This is a genomic window from Enterobacter cloacae complex sp. 6730903, assembly GCF_048283985.1.
GTDB classification, from domain to species: Bacteria; Pseudomonadota; Gammaproteobacteria; order Enterobacterales; family Enterobacteriaceae; genus Enterobacter; species Enterobacter hormaechei_C.
In genome coordinates, this window is the sequence record NZ_JBLVXX010000037.1 from 26,206 (window position 1) to 43,061 (window position 16,856).

The following is a 16,856-nucleotide window of genomic DNA, read 5'->3' on the forward strand; positions in this document are numbered from 1 at the left end:
TTTTTTATTTTAAAGGTGACGGTGTCACGCCCTGCGGGATCGGACACTCGTACGGTTTTTCTGTTATGTGTTGTTCGAACTCTTCCCGGCATTTTCGCAGCAGGTCGGCATCCTGAAGCAGATGCAGCGCGGTCGCGCCCATCACTTTTCCGGCCAGCAACATGCCTTTGTGGGCAATTGAGGTACGCCCCTGCGCCACTAATTGCCAGGTATGCAGCGGGGTGCCCACGGTAAAACAGGGGCTAAAGCACTGTGCAACAGGCATCTTCCAGCTGACATCCCCCACATCGGTGGAGCCTGCCAGCACGTTATCGGTGATGGCGTAAGGGGCAACTTCATCCACCAGCAGCGTCTCCTGATGGCGTCGGGCAAACGCTTTTCCTTCTTCGGCCCCCGTTGCGGCAATGTTTTTCAGGCTGTTTTGCAGGTCGTTTGCCGTGAGCGTGGCGCGGATTTCACGGGCGAATTCGCGTTCCTCTTGCGTCCAGGCTGGCGTGCCGTAATGCTGCAATGCGCGGTACATCGCCGCTTCGAGCGTACGGTTCGGCAGATAGCTGGAGCAGGCTTTATCAAAGCGGCACTCGACGGTGGTTTCGGTCATCATCGCCGCGCCCTGGGCGATTTTCTCGATGCGCGCGTAGATCTGCTGCGCATCGGCCATCTCCGGGGCGCGGATCAGGTACAGCACCTCGGCCTGGGCCTGTACAACGTTGGGCGAAATCCCGCCGGTATCGGTGATGGCGTAATGAACGCGCGCTTTTTCTATGATGTGTTCGTTGAGGAAGTTTGTACCGGTGGTCATCAGCGTCACGGCATCCAGCGCGCTGCGCCCCAGATGTGGGGAGTTTGCGGCATGAGCGGCGATCCCCTTAAACCGCCAGGCGGCCTGAATATTGGCCAGCGTGCTGACGTTAAACATCCCGGCAAAGGCTTCCGGGTGCCATGTCACGGCAGCGTCCACGTCGTCAAACAGACCTTCACGTACCATAAAGGTTTTACCGGAGCCGCCTTCCTCGCCGGGGCAGCCGTAAAAACGCACCGTTCCGCTGCCGTCGTGCTGTTCCAGCCAGCTTTTCACCGCCACCGCACCGGCGAAGGCAGCCGTGCCTAACAGGTTATGCCCGCAGCCGTGGCCGTTCGCCCCCGGGGTGGCGGATTGCGCCGTCGCGCAGTGCGCCTGCTGGCTTAGCCCGGCCAGGGCATCGTATTCGCCCAGAAGGGCGATAACGGGCTTGCCGCTGCCGTAGCTGGCAATAAAGGCGTTGGGAATGCCTCCGGCTTCCCGCGTCAGGGTAAAGCCCTCGGCTTCCAGCGCGCTGGCGAGCCGTTCGGCGGACCAGAACTCTTCGAAGCGCGTTTCGGGATGATCCCAGATGTCGTCGGCAATATCGGTAAACGTCTGACATCGCGTGTCGATGGCATCGGCGATAAAAGCGTAGTTCTCCTGCATTACACACCTCGCGTCCACGGGAAATTAAGCGCAGTTCGCGCCAGCGTTTCGATGGCAACGTTCATCACCTGCTCATCAAAATCGAATTTTTCGTTGTGATGTCCGGCGCTCAGTTCCGTGCCGAAGACCATATACGAGGCCATGCCGCCGTTCTGCTGTACGCGGGCCATCATTAGCGTGGCATCTTCGGAGCCCGCAGGCGCTTTGACCTTATCAATGGCATGAGTCACGCCGGGCACCTGGCTTGCCTGTTCGCGCAGATAATCGACCCAGGCCGGGGAAGGGGCGCTGGAGGTCGCCGCCCCCATCAGGTTTACCCCGGCTGTTACGCCGTAGAGCGCCGCCGCGCCGGTAATTACCGCCTGCGCGCGTTCAAAGACATACTGATTAATGGCCTCGCTTTCGCCGCGGGTTTCAACCTTCAGCAACGCATCAGCCGGAACCACGTTACGTCCGCTGCCCGCCTGCATGACCCCGACGTTAACCCGGGACGCGCCTTCGCTGTGTGGCGCGATGCCATGCAGTGCAATAGCGGCCTGGGCAGCCGCGAGCAGGGCGTTACGGCCCTCTTCCGGTTTACCGCCAGCGTGTGCGGCGACCCCGGTAAAGCGCACGTCAAATTTGGTGGTCGCCATGAAGTTATCGCTGCCGCAGATCACCGTCCCTTCCGGCACGCCGGTCCCAATATGAATGGCGGTAAAGTAGTCCACGCCGTCCAGCGCGCCTGCGGCGACCATAGCCCGCGCGCCGCGCGTACCCTCTTCGGCAGGCTGGAAGATCAGTTTGATGATGCCGTTGAGCTGCGCTTCATGCTGCTTAAGCACCTGCGCGAGCCCCAGACCAATGGTGGTATGCCCGTCGTGGCCACAGGCGTGCATCATGCCCGGGTTGCAGGAGGCAAAACCGTCGCGGAAGGGGCGATGACTTTCGTCAAGCGCTTCGCTTAAATCAAGTGCATCCATGTCTACCCGAAACGCCAGCGTTGGGCCTGGACGTCCGGTATTCAGGGTCGCCACAATGCCGGTAAATCCGCCCTCAAACGGCGCCAGCCATTTCTCCGGCGCACCCTGCGCCCGGGCGCGGGCAAACTCTCGTGAAAGGGTGGCGTCATCGGGCAGTCCCATACGGCTTTCGGCATCGACCACGTCGCGGCCCATCGCCAGTTCGTAGCCCAGCGAGTCGAGGATCTCCGCGACTTTCGCGGCTGTTCGAAACTCCACCCAGCCGGATTCCGCGAAATGGTGGAAATCGCGACGCCATGCGCTCAGTTGTGGGGCTAATGTCTGGATGTACTGCGCCAGTGCGTTCATATCTTTTCCTGTCATCATTAAAATATGTGAACTGCTTCACGCTGTGATAGTTTTTACTTATCACTAATCGTTTTTTCACAGTTTTAACCGTTCAGGAATTACCCTCGCACATCCGTTTCCATTAAAGTAGATGACAGTTTCTTTACTCTGATAAACAACGGTTATCGGTCGCGTTATGTCATTTCAGATTAAATTTCATCAAATCAGGGCGTTTGTCGAAGTGGCGCGTCAGGGCAGTATTCGCGGCGCCAGCCGGACGCTTAATCTTTCGCAGCCCGCGCTGACCAAATCCATTAAAGAGCTGGAAGAAGGTATGGCGGCCCAGCTGTTTGTGCGCCGGAGTAAAGGCGTCGCGCTGACCGAGTGCGGAGAAGGGTTTTATCACCGCGCTAATTTGATTCTGGAAGAGCTACGTGCGGCGCAGGATGACATCCGCCAGCGGCAGGGCGAACTTGCCGGGCAGATCAATATTGGGATGGGGGCCAGTATTTCACGCAGCCTGATGCCAGCCGTTATTACGCGTTTTCATGCGCAGCATCCTCAGGTCAACGTCCGGATTATGGAAGGCCAGCTGGTGTCGATGATTAATGAATTACGTCAGGGTGAGCTGGACTTTACCATCAATACCTATTATCAGGGGCCGTACGATCACGAATTTACGTTTGAAAAGTTGTTCGAAAAGCCTTTTGCCGTATTTTGTCGGGCAGGGCATCCGGCGACAGGGGCGACCTCAATTAATGAGCTTCTGCAATATAACTGGACGATGCCTACGCCCCGGGGAAGTTATTATAAACAGTTGCAGGATACTTTTAACCACCGCTCTCAAATACCGCGAATTGGCGTTGTCTGTGAGACCTTTTCCTCCTGTATTAGCCTCGTCGCACAAAGCGATTTCATCAGCATTTTACCGCAGGAGCTGGGCTGCGATCCGCTTCTGGCGCACCGTCTGATAATGCTGCCGGTTGTCGAAACCCTGCCTAAAGCAGCATATTATTTAATTCAGCGTCGTGATTCTCGCCAGACACCGCTTGCCGAATCATTAATCACGCAGTTTCGAAGGGAAGCCAGAAAATTAATTTAATCAAAATAACAACAATAAAAAAATAGAGTCTGCCCGACATCAGACAGACTCCACAGTACACACAGTCGTGCATCCTTTCGCGGATCCTACATGCATTATCCATTGGGCAGGTTTATTAAGTTATAACAGCTTTTTCTTAAAAGAGAAGGACGTTGAGTGATTGATTTCACGATTTTTTAACGTAAATTATTTAATTAATTACGGCTGAAATTTAAGTTAAGGTTGGATTAAATTTATTGCGTCTGCGATTATCCGTTCCTTAAGCCATTATTTGAACCCGTGCCCGGATGATTGAGACCCGCAACGGGCGCAGGTATAGTACATCACTCAGATGTAGCCGGAGGATTTCCATGAACCCTGACGACAAATCACTTTTTCTTGACGCCATGGAGGATGTCCAGCCGCTCAAACGCTGCGCGGATATTCACTGGCAGCAGAGCCGCAACACGCGGGCGCGTCAGGAAATAGATACTGAGCAGCTCGATAACTTTCTGACGCTGGGGTTTCTGGAACTGTTGCCCCTTGACGAGCCGCTGATGTTCCAGCGCGAAGGGGTACAGCAGGGGGTATTTGATAAGCTGCGTTCCGGCAAATATTCCCGTCAGGCCAGCTTAACGCTGTTACGCCAGCCTGCGGAGCAATGCCGCCAGCTGGTCTATTCCTTTATTCGCCAGGCCGGACGTGACGGGCTACGCAACCTGATCATCGTGCATGGTAAAGGGCGTGAACAGCAGTCGCATCCTAACGTGGTGCGCAGCTATCTTGCGCGCTGGCTGACCGAGTTCGACGAAGTACAGGCCTTTTGCGAAGCGCAGCCCCATCACGGCGGCAGCGGAGCATGCTATGTCTCGTTGCGTAAGTCAGAGGATGCGAAGCGTGATAACTGGGAGCGCCACGCCAAGCGCAGCCGCTAATCAGGCAGGCGGGCGAGATGCCCGCCTGTCACTCAGAAGGTTTCCCAGTTCGCGTCAGCTGTATTCGCGCCTGCCACTGACGGGCGCAGCAGTACGGGCGTTTTCACGTTTTTAGGGCGAGCCGCCAGCGATGCCTGAGCGTTCAGCCGGAATGCCGCCACGGCCTGACGCAGCTGTTCAGACTGATCTTCCAGCGCTGCCGCCGCCGTTGCCGACTCCTGTACCAGCGCGGCGTTTTGCTGCGTGACGCTGTCCATCTGCGAGACCGCCAGGCTGACCTGCTCTATACCGCGGCTCTGCTCGTCAGACGCCGAGGAAATCTCAGCCATAATATCGGTCACGCGCGTCACGGCCGCGACGATCTCTTTCATGGTCGCACCCGCCTCGCTTACCTGTTCCGAGCCGGTATTCACCCGGCTGACAGAGTTCTCGATAAGCCCTTTGATCTCTTTTGCCGCCTGCGCGCTGCGGCTGGCCAGCGTCCGTACTTCACCTGCCACGACCGCAAAGCCGCGACCTTGTTCCCCGGCACGGGCGGCTTCAACCGCCGCGTTGAGCGCCAGAATGTTGGTCTGGAAGGCAATGCTATCGATAACGCCGGTGATATGCGCAATTTGCTGAGAACTGTCGGCAATGTCATTCATGGTACGCACCACGTTATCCACCACCTGACCGCCGCGTGCGGCGGTTTCAGACGCATTCTTCGCCAGCAGCGTCGCCTGGCGGGCGTTATCCGAGTTCTGTTTCACCGTGGCAGTCAGCTCTTCCATACTGGCGGCGGTCTCTTCCAGCGAGGCTGCCTGCTGCTCGGTTCGCGCGGAAAGGTCGTTACTCCCGGCGGCAATTTCTCCTGCGCCCGTGTAGATCGAATCGGTGCTGCCGCGCACGGCGCTGACGGTGCTCACCAGCGACTGCTGCATCTCGTGCAGACCAGCAGCCAGCTGGCCCATCTCGTTGCGCCCGGTAATCGCGACGTTTTGCGTCAGATCGCCGCTCGCGATGGTGCGAATATGGTTCATGATGGCGTTGAGCGGTTTCAGGAGCAGGTGCTGTAAACCCTGCCAGATCACCACCAGCACGGCGATAACGGTCAGGAAGATCGCCGCCAGCGTCCACTGCATCTGGGTAAAGCTGCTCTGATTCTCTTCGGCGGCGGCTTTCAGCAGCACGTTGTTTTCAGCGCGCCAGCGGGTATAGACCGCCTCCATCTCATCCTGCGCCTGCTGGGCGTCCAGGTCGCCATAGGCCTGATACTTATCGGCGCGCAGATACTCAATGGACAAGCGCATCACCTCGTGCATTTGCTTCCAGGCTTTCTGCATCTCTTCGGTGAGCGCGGCATTCTGGCCCTTCACCTGCGGAATCGCCTGCCAGTTTTTGTAATAGTCTTCGGCTTTGGTCAGCGAACCGTTCGCGGTGCCCAGCAGCGTGTTAATTGCTGCGAGAGAGGCCGGATCGCGCTGGTTTTTCAGGTAGCGGATCGCCACGCGGGTGACGGTAACGCGCGTTTTCACCAGCGTGTTCACGCTGTCGCTCAGGCTCTCCTGTTGGGCATTGAGTAACCCGGAGTTCTGAAAGTTGTGACGATCGTTGTTAACGGCAGAGTAGAACAACCCTCCCGTGACAACTTGCAGCAGACAGAATATGGTGAGGGCAAAGATAATACCGGTAATCACGTGCAGATTTTTCAGCATGGCGGTCATCCGTAAGAGAAGAGGCAGGGTTACATCAATACTATCGTCGTAGCGAATTTAAACTTTAATTTTACTATTGCTTAACTAATGGTTTCGTTGCGGAACCTGTTGTAAACCCGGATCATTTTTTATGAGGAAGGTCAGCATGAGCAGCATAGATAAAAGCGGAACGTTCACGCTCGGAACGCGTACGGTTAAACGATTTGGCTATGGCGCGATGCAGCTTGCCGGGCCTGGCGTTTTTGGTCCGCCAAAAGACAAAAATGCGGCGCTGGCGGTGCTGCGTGAAGCGGTGGCGTCGGGTGTGAATCACATTGATACCAGCGATTTTTACGGCCCTCATGTGACCAACCAGCTTATCTGCGAGGCGCTTCATCCGTACCGGGACGACCTTACGATTGTGACCAAGATCGGCGCCCGACGCGGCGAGGATGCCTCCTGGCTGCCGGCGTTTTCCGCGCAGGAGCTGACGCAGGCGGTGCATGACAACCTGCGTAACCTGAAGCGGGATGTGCTGGACGTGGTTAACCTGCGGATCATGTTTAGCACCCACGGACCGGCGGAAGGTTCGATTGCCGCGCCGCTGAGCACCCTTGCGGAGCTGCAACAGCAGGGGCTGGTTCGTCATATTGGGCTGAGCAACGTCACCGCTTCGCAGGTTGCTGAAGCGCAGAAGATGGTTTCCGTGGTGTGCGTACAGAACATGTACAACGTTGTGAATCGCGGTGACGATGCGCTGGTCGATTCACTGGCGCAGCAGGGGATTGCCTGGGTGCCGTTCTTCCCGCTGGGTGGTTTCACGCCACTGCAATCTTCCGGACTACAGGCGGTGGCGGATTCGCTGGGCGCGACGCCGATGCAGGTGGCGCTGGCATGGCTGCTGCAACGCTCGCCAAATATCCTCTTGATCCCGGGAACCTCATCGGTGGCGCATCTGCGTGAAAACCTGGCGGCAGCCGATCTGGTTTTGCCGCCTGAGGCGCTGGAGACGTTAAATTCGCTGGTGGGGTAATCCCGATGGCAGCAAAAGCCCGGAGGATTTTTCGGGCTTTTGCTGTTTATGATCCAATCTGACTTCTTTGGCGGTGAAGCGCTAATGCTTCCGCCACGATTTCCTGCTTACTTTTCCGTGTTTCATACGCAGTAATGCGGATGTACTCCATCAGCGCAGGATCGATGCGCGCGCTTAACATCCTGAGTTCGGCCTCCTTTGCGACACCGCGAGCAACACGCTTATCGGGATAATCACGGGCGGGCATAGAAAACGTCCTCCAAAAATTGTCTTGTTAATTTGTGCTGTAAAATATGCGCCAGTCTAAATAGAAAGTCAACGGATAGTGATTATGCAGTGATGCTAAGTTGTCTTTTCTGTATTTGGAAGTCATTAGTAAGTGATTTGATAGTGATGTTTTATGACGCGTTAAGCTTGCCCATGCGTAAAAATTTACAAAACAAATAATCTTCATTGCTATAGAGGGTTATAAGCGAAGCGGTTAAGGCGTAGCCAGCCGCTTACGCTGACATGGCTTGATCGATACCTCAGTTAAAACTACTGTATATAAAAACAGTATGGAGGTGTTTATTATGATCTTTTTCAGACCCGCAGACTTGCGTGAAATCGTTGCTATTCCACTTTTCAGCGACTTAGTACAGTGCGGCTTCCCCAGCCCGGCAGCGGATTATGTAGAGCGGCGTATCGATTTAAACGAGTTATTAGTCGCCCATCCCAGCTCCACTTACTTTGTCAAAGCCGCCGGTGACTCGATGATAGAAGGGGGGATCAATAACGGTGATTTGCTGGTGGTGGACAGTTCCCGCAAGCCTGAGCATGGCGATATCGTGATTGCGGCGGTAGAGGGCGAATTTACCGTGAAGCGCCTCCAGTTGCGTCCCAATATTCAACTCAACCCCATGAACAGCGCCTATTCACCGATTATTGTCGGCAGCGACGATACGCTCGATATCTTTGGTGTAGTGACGTATATCGTGAAATCCGCGAGCTGATCGTGTTTGTGAAGCTTAATTAATAGGCAATAAGTTAATTCTCATCATGCAAAAATCTTACGTTATCCGGGCTGTCTTGTCGGCAAACCTGATATTCATCGCATAAGCCGGAACTGACTGGTCAAATATTCTGGTATTGGCGAATTACAGAGTGATATCCCATTTTTTTATTTTGTTATGTTCCTGCACTTTAGTGAGTTTTCTTTTCTTCCGACAGAATACATTTTGTCTACATTATAATTTTAATTTATGATTCGCACACGAACAATTGATGTTGTGCGGGGTTTTAGCATCGTGGCAGTCAATAAAACCCTGCTGTTATAAAGTAATCAGGAGATTCATTTTTATGTCAGACAATAATCCCCGCCCATCCGGCTGGTTAGGCCCGTGGTGCCTGCTGGTGGGTGTGATACTTCTTGTAACGGGGCTCTTTTTTGCCATCGGCGGTTTTAAACTGGTTTCCCTGGGGGGGAGTTGGTATTTTCTCATCGCCGGGGTTATCACTCTGCTCTCTGCGATTCAGTTCTTCCGCCGCAAGTCCTCTGCCGTGGGGCTGTTTGCCCTGGTGTTTCTTGGCACCCTGATTTGGGCATTTTTCGATGCCGGGCTCGACTTCTGGCCGCTGGTTTCCCGTTTAATGGTACCCGCCGGGCTGATGGTGCTGGCAGCCGCTACCTGGCCTGCATTGCGTAAACGTGAAGGAAAACCGTCCTGCGCAAAAGGAGCCGTGGGGGTCTGCGCGGTCCTTATTATCGCCATGGGCGTCACCTTTGTTCAGATGTTTCAACCCCATCCGACCGTGCCGTTTAGCGGTGAAAAACGCCCGCTGGTGCCGGTAAAAGATGATGCGAAACAGCAGAACTGGGATCACTACGGTAATACGGCTGGCGGTAGTCGCTTTGTGGCGCTGGACCAGATAACCCGTGACAACGTGAAAAACCTGAAACCGGTCTGGACCTACCATACCGGTGACGTACCGGAAAGTCCGGACGGCAATGGCGCAGAAGATCAGCAAACGCCGCTACAGGTTGGCGATCGTGTGTTCCTCTGTACGCCGCATAACAACGTGATCGCCGTGGATGCCGATAGCGGGAAAGAGATCTGGAAAGCGGAAATCAACGCCAAGTCTGCAATCTGGATGCGCTGCCGTGGCCTGGCGTACTTTGATGCCACCAAACCGCTGGCACAGCCAACGGTAGCTGGCTCCACGCCGGTTCTGCCAGCGCAGGTCGCACCGGGCGCTGCATGCCAGCGCCGTATCCTGATGAATACCATCGACGGTAAGCTGATCGCGTTAGACGCCGATAACGGCAAGTTCTGCCCGGACTTCGGCACTAACGGCAGCGTTAACCTGCATGAAGGGATGGGCGACGCGTCAGATCCCACCTACGTGCTGACGTCGGCCCCGACGCTGGCGGGTACGACGGTTGTCGTTGGCGGCCGCGTTGCGGATAACGTCAGCACCGATATGCCGGGAGGCGTTATACGTGGTTATGACGTGATCACCGGCCAGCTGCGCTGGGCGTTCGACCCGCGTAATCCGGATCCGAACTATGTTCTGAAGCCGGGCGAACACTACAAACGTAGCTCTGCAAACTCCTGGGCCCCTATGTCCTGGGATGCGTCGATGAATACCGTGTTTATCCCGATGGGAAGTTCCTCTGTCGACCTGTGGGGCGCTGACCGTATTCCGGAAGATCATAAATACGCCACCTCAATCCTCGCGCTGGATGCGACTACCGGGAAAGAGAAGTGGGTATACCAGACCGTGCATAACGACCTCTGGGATTTCGATATCCCGATGCAGCCGAGCCTGGTTGATTTCCCGACGAAAGAGGGCAACAAGCCCGCGGTGGTGGTGGGCACCAAAGCGGGGCAAATTTATGTTCTTGATCGCCTGACGGGTAAACCGCTCACTGAAGTGAAAGAGGTTCCGGTAAAACCAGCGGATATTCCACGTGAACAGTACCCGGCAACGCAGCCGCGTTCTGTGGGAATGCCGCAGATTGGCGCGGAAACCCTGAAAGAATCGGATATGTGGGGGGCGACGCCGTTTGACCAGCTGGCCTGTCGTATCAGCTTCAAATCAATGCGTTATGACGGTCTGTACACGATGCCGGGAACCGATATTTCCCTGAGCTTCCCGGGCTCGCTGGGGGGAATGAACTGGGGTAGTCTGTCCACCGATCCGAACAACCAGTACATCTTCGTCAACGACATGCGTCTGGGTCTGTGGGTCCAGCTGATTAAACAAGATCCGCAGAGCGCGGTGGCAAACACGGGCGGTGAAGCCGTGAACGCCGGGATGGGCGCCGTTCCGATGAAAGGAACGCCGTATTCGGTCAACAAAAACCGTTTCATGTCACCGCTGGGCATTCCGTGTCAGAAACCACCGTTTGGCTCCCTCTCCGCGATTGACCTGAAAACGCAGAAAATCGTCTGGCAGGTGCCGGTCGGTACCGTTCAGGATACCGGTCCGTTTGGGGTAAAAATGCGTATGCAGATGCCTGTCGGTATGCCGACGCTGGGCGGTACGCTGGCCACGCAGGGCGGTCTGGTCTTCATTGCGGGAACCCAGGATTACTACCTGCGCGCCTTTGATTCCTCTACGGGGGAAGAAGTGTGGAAAGCGCGTCTCCCGGTGGGGAGCCAGGGCGGACCTATCAGCTATGTATCACCGAAAACCGGCAAACAGTACATTCTGATCTCTGCCGGCGGTGCACGCCAGTCGCCGGATCGTGGTGACTACGTGATTGCCTACGCGCTGGATAAATAACAGCGAAATAAGCAGCCCGGCCCCGTCGTAGTACGGGGCTTTTTTTTGACTAAAAACTACGCACAGGAAGAAAGCGCCGGTTCCGGTCAGCCCGTGAAAAGCACCCGCCAGCGTCGGCGACGGCGAGTCATCTCGCGCCATAGCGCGACTATCTCGTCAGGTTGCAGGGCATCAATAGCCTGCGGCGTTAACACCGGCAAACCATAGCGCTGGCGCAGGGCGGCCACTGCCGTGGCGCTGGCATCCATCGGTGAGCGGATCTGCGTCGCCAGCTGCTGTCGCAATACGCTGAACGCTGCCTCATCGCACGGCGTCAGCTCACGCAAAAATCGTTTGCAGCAACCCAACAGGTTCACGGGAGAACGGTCAGGCGACTGTAACGCCAGCAGCAGGCCATCGCGATCGGCAATACGCTGATAACGACAGCTGACCACGTAGCCAATCTGCTGTTCCACACGCAGGCGCTGGAAAAATTGCGGTTCGCAGCATAACGCCAGCAGCCGCAGCGCGGCGAGCGACGCGCCCGGCGGCAGGGGAATAAACACCAGCAGCGCCGAATCCGCGCTGGCGTGCGGAATGTGTTCGATCCCGCCGGGACAACCGCTTAACGGCAACGGCGTAGCGTTAACCGGTGTCCGGAGCAGGCCAAGCTGCCGGGCTAACCCGTGCGCGTGCCCGGCGCTGCCGCCAACTAACGCCGCCAGCCAGCCGTCCCGTGGCGGATCCGATGCCAGACGTTCAGGCAATTGCTGGAGCAGCTCACGGATGGCGATGCCTTCTGGCGCTGGCGTAAGAGCCGGAGCGGGGTGGGAGAGGCGATCGATTATCGCCCCGATGATGGGTTCCGCCGTCACCACGGCGTCAGGAAGCCGCAGGGTGAGCTGCCAGCTACCGTCAACCGTCTGCCACTCGCCGCTGCCGTCGATATGGCGCAGTTCAGCAAGAAGAGGGCGTAACTGTTTGCCCATCGCCACCCCGTGCGCCCGTTCCACGCGCGAATAAAAAGGCCTGCGCAGTATCAGCGTCGGCGGTTGTGTCTGCGCCGACAAATGCAGCAGTGGAGCGGCTTCTGACGTCGGGGCTGGCGCAGCATACCTGGCAGTCTGCGGGTAGAAGGAAAACGCGATGGGGCTATCATCTGCAACCGGCTGGCGACGCCAATGGCTAAGCGGCAGGGCAAAACCCTGGCTGGCGATAATTTCAGCGGTTTCCATTTTTTTGCAGGCCAGATACGAGGTGGGCGCCGTCAGTAAATCGGCACAAAAGGCGGAAAAACCCACGGGCGTCGCGCCGGGCGCAAAACCAAACGCCCGCTGGCGCAGCTGCTCCAGCGTCGGCAGGGCGCTGAAACGCTGCTGTGCCAGCCGATAATAATGCCGCTGCTGCTCATCCGTCGTTTGCTGTAGCGCCCGTAGCCAGTGGGTAATGTGCGGGTCAATGTCCTCGGGCCGTTCGCTATCAACCGTTAGCGCCAGCCAGCCGTAATCATCATCCTGATAAAGCCAGTTCAGGGCGACTTCTTCTGCCAGCCCGCGCGCCCGTAGCCCGGCAATCAGGCTTCCGGGGGCGTCGTCCAGTAAAAACTCCCGAAATAAAGTGACGTTGTCACTTTTTCGAATGAGCGGACAACGCCACAGTGCGGGTCGCTCCGTCACCGCCAGCTGATAATCTGCTTCAGCGCTAAGACGCAACGGGGGAACGGTTTCAGGCATGCCTCCTGACGCAAAACCAGACGCAAACGTATGGGCAAGCTCGGCCAGCGCATCCAGCGTTTGCGGCCCTTGCAGCCACAATTGCAGGTGTCCGGCCACATAATAGCGACGATGAAAGTCGCGCAACGCGGCTTGCAGCGATACCGGGTCCTGCCCGAGAGACTCCTTGCTACCCACCTGAAAACGGCGAAAAAACGCGGGTTCTTCCATCGCGTGGCGCGCCGCCGCTTCGCGCCGGGCGGAATCATGTTGCTGGATGAGCCGGTTTTCCGCATCAATGACCGCCACTTCGCGCTGTATGTCATGCGATGAAAGCAGCGGCGCCTGCAACATATCCCGCAGCCGCGCGACGCCGTCGGACAGGTTATCGGCGGCGACATCGAAGAAAAAAGCGCTGTGGCGAGCCAGCGTGGTGGCATTGACGCTGCCGCCCTGGCGCTGGACCCAGGCCATAAGTCGATCATCGCCCTGATAGCGCTGGCTACCGCGGAACAGCAGGTGCTCAAGTAAATGCGCAAGACCGGCGAAGCGCGGTGGTTCGTGATGGCTTCCGGCACTCACGCGCGCCAGCGCCGCCGCGCGTGTCGCCTGCGGCTGATGCACCAGCGTTGCGCGCAAACCGCCTGCCAGTTCCACGATGCGGGTGGTCATTATCGTTACAGTTCCCGGGTTTTATAGATAAGCTGAGAGCGGGTACGGTTGCGGAACTGAAGCTGACCGATCTTCATATCACTACAGGCTGCTTCGCGGCGCGCCTCGAGAATTTTATGATGATGCGGCGATTTGCTGCACACCGGATCGGCGTTATCCGCATTCCCGGTGAGCATAAAGGCCTGGCAGCGGCAGCCGCCGAAGTCCTTCTCCTTTTCATCGCAGGAGCGGCACGGCTCCGGCATCCAGTCAAACCCGCGATAGCGGTTGAAGCCGAAAGAGTCATACCAGATGGATTCCAGGCTCTGCTCAAGCACCGACGGGAAATCCACCGGCAGCTGGCGCGCGCTGTGGCAGGGCAGCGCCGTGCCTTCCGGGGTCACGCTGAGGAATATCGACCCCCAGCCGCCCATACAGCCTTTTGGCCGCTCTTCGTAATAATCGGGGGTGACGAACAGCAGGTTGGTCAGATTGCCGCTGGCGGCCATTTTTTGCCGATATTCGGCAACCACGCGTTCCGCGCGGGCGATCTGTTCCCGCGTCGGCAGAAGCCCCTGACGGTTAAGGAACGCCCAACCGTAGAACTGGCAGGTGGCAAGTTCGACGTCGTCGGCGTCCAGTTCGATGCACAGCTCGATGATTTTATCGATCTGATCGATATTATGTCGGTGCAGGACGAAATTCAGCACCATCGGGTAATCGCGGGCTTTGACCGCTCTGGCCATCGCCAGCTTCTGCTGGAAGGCTTTTTTATTTCCCGCCAGCGCAGCGTTGAGCACTTCATCGCTGGCCTGGAAGCTAATCTGGATATGGTCCAGACCGGCCTCGCTGAACGCGTCGAGCTTGCTTTCCGTCAGGCCAATTCCCGAGGTGATCAGGTTGGTATAAAAACCGAGATCGCGGGCGGCGCGGATCAGCTCCGGCAGATCTTTACGCGTCAACGGTTCGCCGCCGGAAAAACCTATCTGCACGCTGCCCATCGCCCGCGCCTGGCGGAAAACCTCAATCCACTGTTCGGTGGTCAGCTCCTGATCCTGCCGGGCAAAGTCCAGCGGGTTAGAGCAGTAAGGACACTGTAGCGGACAGCGATAGGTCAGCTCCGCCAGCAGCCACAGCGGTGGATTGACGGCGGGTTTATTCTGGCTCACGGAAAATAATCCACTTCTGTTGATAAGCGATTTGCAGGAATTCTACGACGTCGTCATCCACGCCGCCGGCTTCCGGGAACCGTTCGTTGAGTATGGCAATGATGGCCGCCGCGTCGCGTTGGCCATCGACCAGTTCGAGGATCGCGGCCGCGGCCTCATTAAGTTTAGCCATGCCTTCCGGATAGAGGATGACATGGCTGTCCTGAGCGGCTTCCCATTGCAGGCGATAGCCGCGACGAAAGGCGACGATGGAGTTTTTTTGCATGCTTATACCAGTCGGGTTGTGTGCCAGGCCGCTTTGTCGGTGACCGTGTGATAAGGCGGACGCTGTAGCGCGTAGGCCATGGTCATCGCGTCGAGCATCGACCACAGGATATCGAGTTTGAACTGAAGGATCTCCAGCATCCGATTCTGCTTTTCTGCGCTATCGCAGTAACGCTTCGCCAGCTCCAGACCGTGTTCAACGTCGCGGCTGGCCTGGCTGAGGCGGCTGCGGAAATAAAAATAGCCTTCCTCTTTGATCCACGGGTAGTGCTGTGGCCAGCTGTCGAGACGCGACTGATGGATTTGCGGGGCGAACAGTTCGGTGAGCGAGCTGCATGCCGCCTCCTGCCAGTTGGCGCGGCGGGCGAAGTTAACGTAAGCGTCGACGGCGAAACGGACGCCGGGCAGCACGTGGCGTTCGCTGATTAAGTCCTCGCGGCTGAGCCCCACGGCTTCGCCCAGCTGTAGCCAGGCTTCGATACCGCCGTCATGACCGTTGCTGCCGTCGTGATCGAGGATCCGCTGCACCCATTTGCGACGCGTGTGCGGATCCGGGCAGTTCGCCATAATTGCCGCGTCTTTCAGCGGGATCGTCGTCTGGTAGTAAAACCGGTTCGCCACCCAGCCCTGGATCTGCTCGCGGCTGGCCTCGCCGTTATGCATCGCGATATGGTACGGATGGTGAATATGATAGTAGGCGCCTTTCGCCCGGAGGGCGTGCTCAAACTCTTGCGGCGAGAGCGTTTCGCGAATGTGCATAGTTAGTCCTGAAGCGTGATGTTCATCCCGTCCCAGCTCACTTCTATTCCCTGCTGCGCAAGGGCGTGACGCTGCGGCGACTGCTCGTTAAGGATCGGGTTGGTGTTATTAATGTGGATCAGAATCTTGCGCTTTGCCGGCAGCGAGGCCAGCAGCGCCATCATGCCGTGTTCATCGCCGAGCGCCAGATGGCCCATGTCGCGGCCGGTATTGCGTCCGACGCCGGTGGCCTGGAGTTCATCGTCCTGCCAGACGGTGCCGTCAATCAGCAGGCAGTCCGCTTTTTTAAGCCACGGCAGGATGGCGTCATCGGGTTCACCGAGACCCGGCGCGTAGAACAGCGTCTGACCGTTGCGGCGGTTTTCGATAAACAGCGCCACGTTATGCCCCGGCAGCGGGCGGTCGCGCCACGGCGAATAGGGCGGCGCGTTACTGGCGATGGGGACAGCGGTAAACTGCAAATCAGGGCAGGCTTCCACGCTAAAGGCGGTGAGCGGCGCGATCGGGTGATGAATCAGGCCGCCGTTCCAGTGCCGGAGCATGGTAAAAATCGGGAATCCGCTGGAAAGATCTTCATGCACCTCCGGCGTACACCATACCTGATGTGGGCACCCCTCGCGCAGGCTGAGCAGCCCGGTGGTGTGGTCAATCTGGCTATCGGTGAGAATAATGCCGCCAATATGCGTGCCGCGCAGAACCTCTTTCTTATTCAGTTCTGGCGTATGGGCAATCTGCTGGCTGATATCGGGGGAGGCGTTACACAGCACCCACTCTTTGCCGTTATCGCTGACGATGATCGACGACTGGGTGCGAGGGGTCGCCTGAAGGGTACCGTCGCGCAAACCCTGACAGTTGGCGCAGTTACAGTTCCACTGGGGGAAACCACCGCCAGCGGCGGAACCGAGGACTTTAATAAACATGAAGATGGGCCAGGTAGTCAAACAAAAATGCCCGCACGGATGGCGGGCAGAGCGATTAGCGGTTGGAAATGTACAGGGTCACTTCCAGGCCAAGACGTAAATCAATAAAAGCAGGTTTCTTCCACATCGTTTTTTCCTCTTTAAAAAAGCAGCACCAACGCCATTGTTTGTGC

At 57.2% G+C, this 16,856-nt stretch carries 15 protein-coding genes; 5 read left to right on the forward strand and 10 right to left on the reverse strand.

The window, feature by feature from the left end:
* Positions 1-4 precede the first annotated feature (4 nt).
* The gene (locus tag ACNQ0W_RS17900) at positions 5-1,450 is read right to left on the reverse strand and encodes a M20 family metallopeptidase (protein ID WP_062932607.1); all 1,446 of its coding nucleotides are present in this window, start codon (positions 1,448-1,450) and stop codon (positions 5-7) included.
* Complete coding sequence (locus ACNQ0W_RS17905) at positions 1,450-2,760, reverse strand: M20 family metallo-hydrolase (protein ID WP_017384570.1); 1,311 nt, start codon at positions 2,758-2,760, stop codon at positions 1,450-1,452. Before ACNQ0W_RS17905 ends, ACNQ0W_RS17900 begins: the two co-directional genes overlap by 1 nt.
* 175 nt (positions 2,761-2,935) lie before the next feature.
* Between ACNQ0W_RS17905 and ACNQ0W_RS17910 the strand changes: the two genes are divergently transcribed.
* Positions 2,936-3,841 carry a LysR family transcriptional regulator gene (locus tag ACNQ0W_RS17910; protein WP_003857524.1) on the forward strand — a complete coding sequence of 302 codons (906 nt, stop codon included), beginning with the start codon at positions 2,936-2,938 and terminating at the stop codon, positions 3,839-3,841.
* A 350-nt stretch (positions 3,842-4,191) separates the two neighbouring features.
* Positions 4,192-4,755 (forward strand): DNA endonuclease SmrA, encoded by a 564-nt coding sequence (gene smrA / locus ACNQ0W_RS17915; RefSeq protein WP_003857522.1) that lies wholly within the window; start codon positions 4,192-4,194, stop codon positions 4,753-4,755.
* A gap of 32 nt (positions 4,756-4,787) precedes the next feature.
* Here smrA and tcp read toward each other — a convergent pair whose 3' ends face one another.
* Complete coding sequence (gene tcp, locus ACNQ0W_RS17920; protein WP_116329885.1) at positions 4,788-6,449, reverse strand: methyl-accepting chemotaxis citrate transducer; 1,662 nt, start codon at positions 6,447-6,449, stop codon at positions 4,788-4,790.
* A gap of 145 nt (positions 6,450-6,594) precedes the next feature.
* On the opposite strand from tcp, the gene ACNQ0W_RS17925 reads away from it, so the two are divergent.
* Positions 6,595-7,461, forward strand: coding sequence for an aldo/keto reductase family oxidoreductase (locus tag ACNQ0W_RS17925; RefSeq protein WP_023296516.1), 867 nt, complete (start codon positions 6,595-6,597; stop codon positions 7,459-7,461).
* A gap of 46 nt (positions 7,462-7,507) precedes the next feature.
* Here the strand turns inward: ACNQ0W_RS17925 and ACNQ0W_RS17930 are convergent, their stop codons facing one another.
* Positions 7,508-7,708 carry a hypothetical protein gene (locus ACNQ0W_RS17930; RefSeq protein WP_003857516.1) on the reverse strand — a complete coding sequence of 67 codons (201 nt, stop codon included), beginning with the start codon at positions 7,706-7,708 and terminating at the stop codon, positions 7,508-7,510.
* A gap of 325 nt (positions 7,709-8,033) precedes the next feature.
* Here ACNQ0W_RS17930 and ACNQ0W_RS17935 point away from each other — a divergent pair, with 325 nt between their 5' ends.
* Together ACNQ0W_RS17935 and ACNQ0W_RS17940 are read left to right on the forward strand one after the other, a co-directional pair.
* Positions 8,034-8,453 carry a translesion error-prone DNA polymerase V autoproteolytic subunit gene (locus ACNQ0W_RS17935; protein ID WP_062932609.1) on the forward strand — a complete coding sequence of 140 codons (420 nt, stop codon included), beginning with the start codon at positions 8,034-8,036 and terminating at the stop codon, positions 8,451-8,453.
* A gap of 346 nt (positions 8,454-8,799) precedes the next feature.
* Entirely contained in the window at positions 8,800-11,229 is a 2,430-nt protein-coding gene (locus ACNQ0W_RS17940; protein WP_048982624.1) for a glucose/quinate/shikimate family membrane-bound PQQ-dependent dehydrogenase, read from the forward strand.
* Positions 11,230-11,315: 86 nt separating this feature from the next.
* On the opposite strand, the gene pqqF is transcribed toward ACNQ0W_RS17940, so the two are convergent.
* Genes pqqF through pqqA form a run of 6 tightly spaced genes read right to left on the reverse strand, consistent with a single transcriptional unit; the run spans position 11,316 to position 16,810 of the window.
* A complete protein-coding gene (pqqF, locus tag ACNQ0W_RS17945) occupies positions 11,316-13,592 on the reverse strand; it encodes a pyrroloquinoline quinone biosynthesis protein PqqF (RefSeq protein ID WP_062932610.1) in 2,277 nt (758 codons plus the stop codon).
* Positions 13,593-13,597: 5 nt separating this feature from the next.
* Entirely contained in the window at positions 13,598-14,740 is a 1,143-nt protein-coding gene (gene pqqE / locus ACNQ0W_RS17950; protein ID WP_023296519.1) for a pyrroloquinoline quinone biosynthesis protein PqqE, read from the reverse strand.
* Complete coding sequence (pqqD, locus tag ACNQ0W_RS17955) at positions 14,727-15,005, reverse strand: pyrroloquinoline quinone biosynthesis peptide chaperone PqqD (protein ID WP_062932611.1); 279 nt, start codon at positions 15,003-15,005, stop codon at positions 14,727-14,729. Before pqqD ends, pqqE begins: the two co-directional genes overlap by 14 nt.
* Positions 15,006-15,007: 2 nt before the next feature.
* The gene (gene pqqC / locus ACNQ0W_RS17960; protein WP_003857506.1) at positions 15,008-15,763 is read right to left on the reverse strand and encodes a pyrroloquinoline-quinone synthase PqqC; all 756 of its coding nucleotides are present in this window, start codon (positions 15,761-15,763) and stop codon (positions 15,008-15,010) included.
* Between the two features lie 2 nt (positions 15,764-15,765).
* On the reverse strand, positions 15,766-16,683 hold the full coding sequence (pqqB, locus tag ACNQ0W_RS17965; RefSeq protein ID WP_003857504.1) for a pyrroloquinoline quinone biosynthesis protein PqqB: 918 nt from the start codon (positions 16,681-16,683) through the stop codon (positions 15,766-15,768).
* A 55-nt stretch (positions 16,684-16,738) separates the two neighbouring features.
* Positions 16,739-16,810: a pyrroloquinoline quinone precursor peptide PqqA gene (gene pqqA, locus ACNQ0W_RS17970; protein ID WP_002905689.1), complete on the reverse strand. Its 72-nt coding sequence runs from the start codon at positions 16,808-16,810 to the stop codon at positions 16,739-16,741.
* Positions 16,811-16,856: the final 46 nt, after the last annotated feature.

Coding starts and splice junctions, on each gene's coding strand:
- pqqB (WP_003857504.1), bottom strand. CDS start 16,683: ATGTTTATTAAAGTCCTCGGTTCCGCCGCTGGCGGTGGTTTCCCCCAG.
- pqqC (WP_003857506.1), bottom strand. CDS start 15,763: ATGCACATTCGCGAAACGCTCTCGCCGCAAGAGTTTGAGCACGCCCTC.
- pqqF (WP_062932610.1), bottom strand. CDS start 13,592: ATGACCACCCGCATCGTGGAACTGGCAGGCGGTTTGCGCGCAACGCTG.
- tcp (WP_116329885.1), bottom strand. CDS start 6,449: ATGCTGAAAAATCTGCACGTGATTACCGGTATTATCTTTGCCCTCACC.
- pqqD (WP_062932611.1), bottom strand. CDS start 15,005: ATGCAAAAAAACTCCATCGTCGCCTTTCGTCGCGGCTATCGCCTGCAA.
- ACNQ0W_RS17905 (WP_017384570.1), bottom strand. CDS start 2,760: ATGAACGCACTGGCGCAGTACATCCAGACATTAGCCCCACAACTGAGC.
- smrA (WP_003857522.1), top strand. CDS start 4,192: ATGAACCCTGACGACAAATCACTTTTTCTTGACGCCATGGAGGATGTC.
- ACNQ0W_RS17935 (WP_062932609.1), top strand. CDS start 8,034: ATGATCTTTTTCAGACCCGCAGACTTGCGTGAAATCGTTGCTATTCCA.
- ACNQ0W_RS17925 (WP_023296516.1), top strand. CDS start 6,595: ATGAGCAGCATAGATAAAAGCGGAACGTTCACGCTCGGAACGCGTACG.
- ACNQ0W_RS17940 (WP_048982624.1), top strand. CDS start 8,800: ATGTCAGACAATAATCCCCGCCCATCCGGCTGGTTAGGCCCGTGGTGC.
- ACNQ0W_RS17930 (WP_003857516.1), bottom strand. CDS start 7,708: ATGCCCGCCCGTGATTATCCCGATAAGCGTGTTGCTCGCGGTGTCGCA.
- ACNQ0W_RS17900 (WP_062932607.1), bottom strand. CDS start 1,450: ATGCAGGAGAACTACGCTTTTATCGCCGATGCCATCGACACGCGATGT.
- ACNQ0W_RS17910 (WP_003857524.1), top strand. CDS start 2,936: ATGTCATTTCAGATTAAATTTCATCAAATCAGGGCGTTTGTCGAAGTG.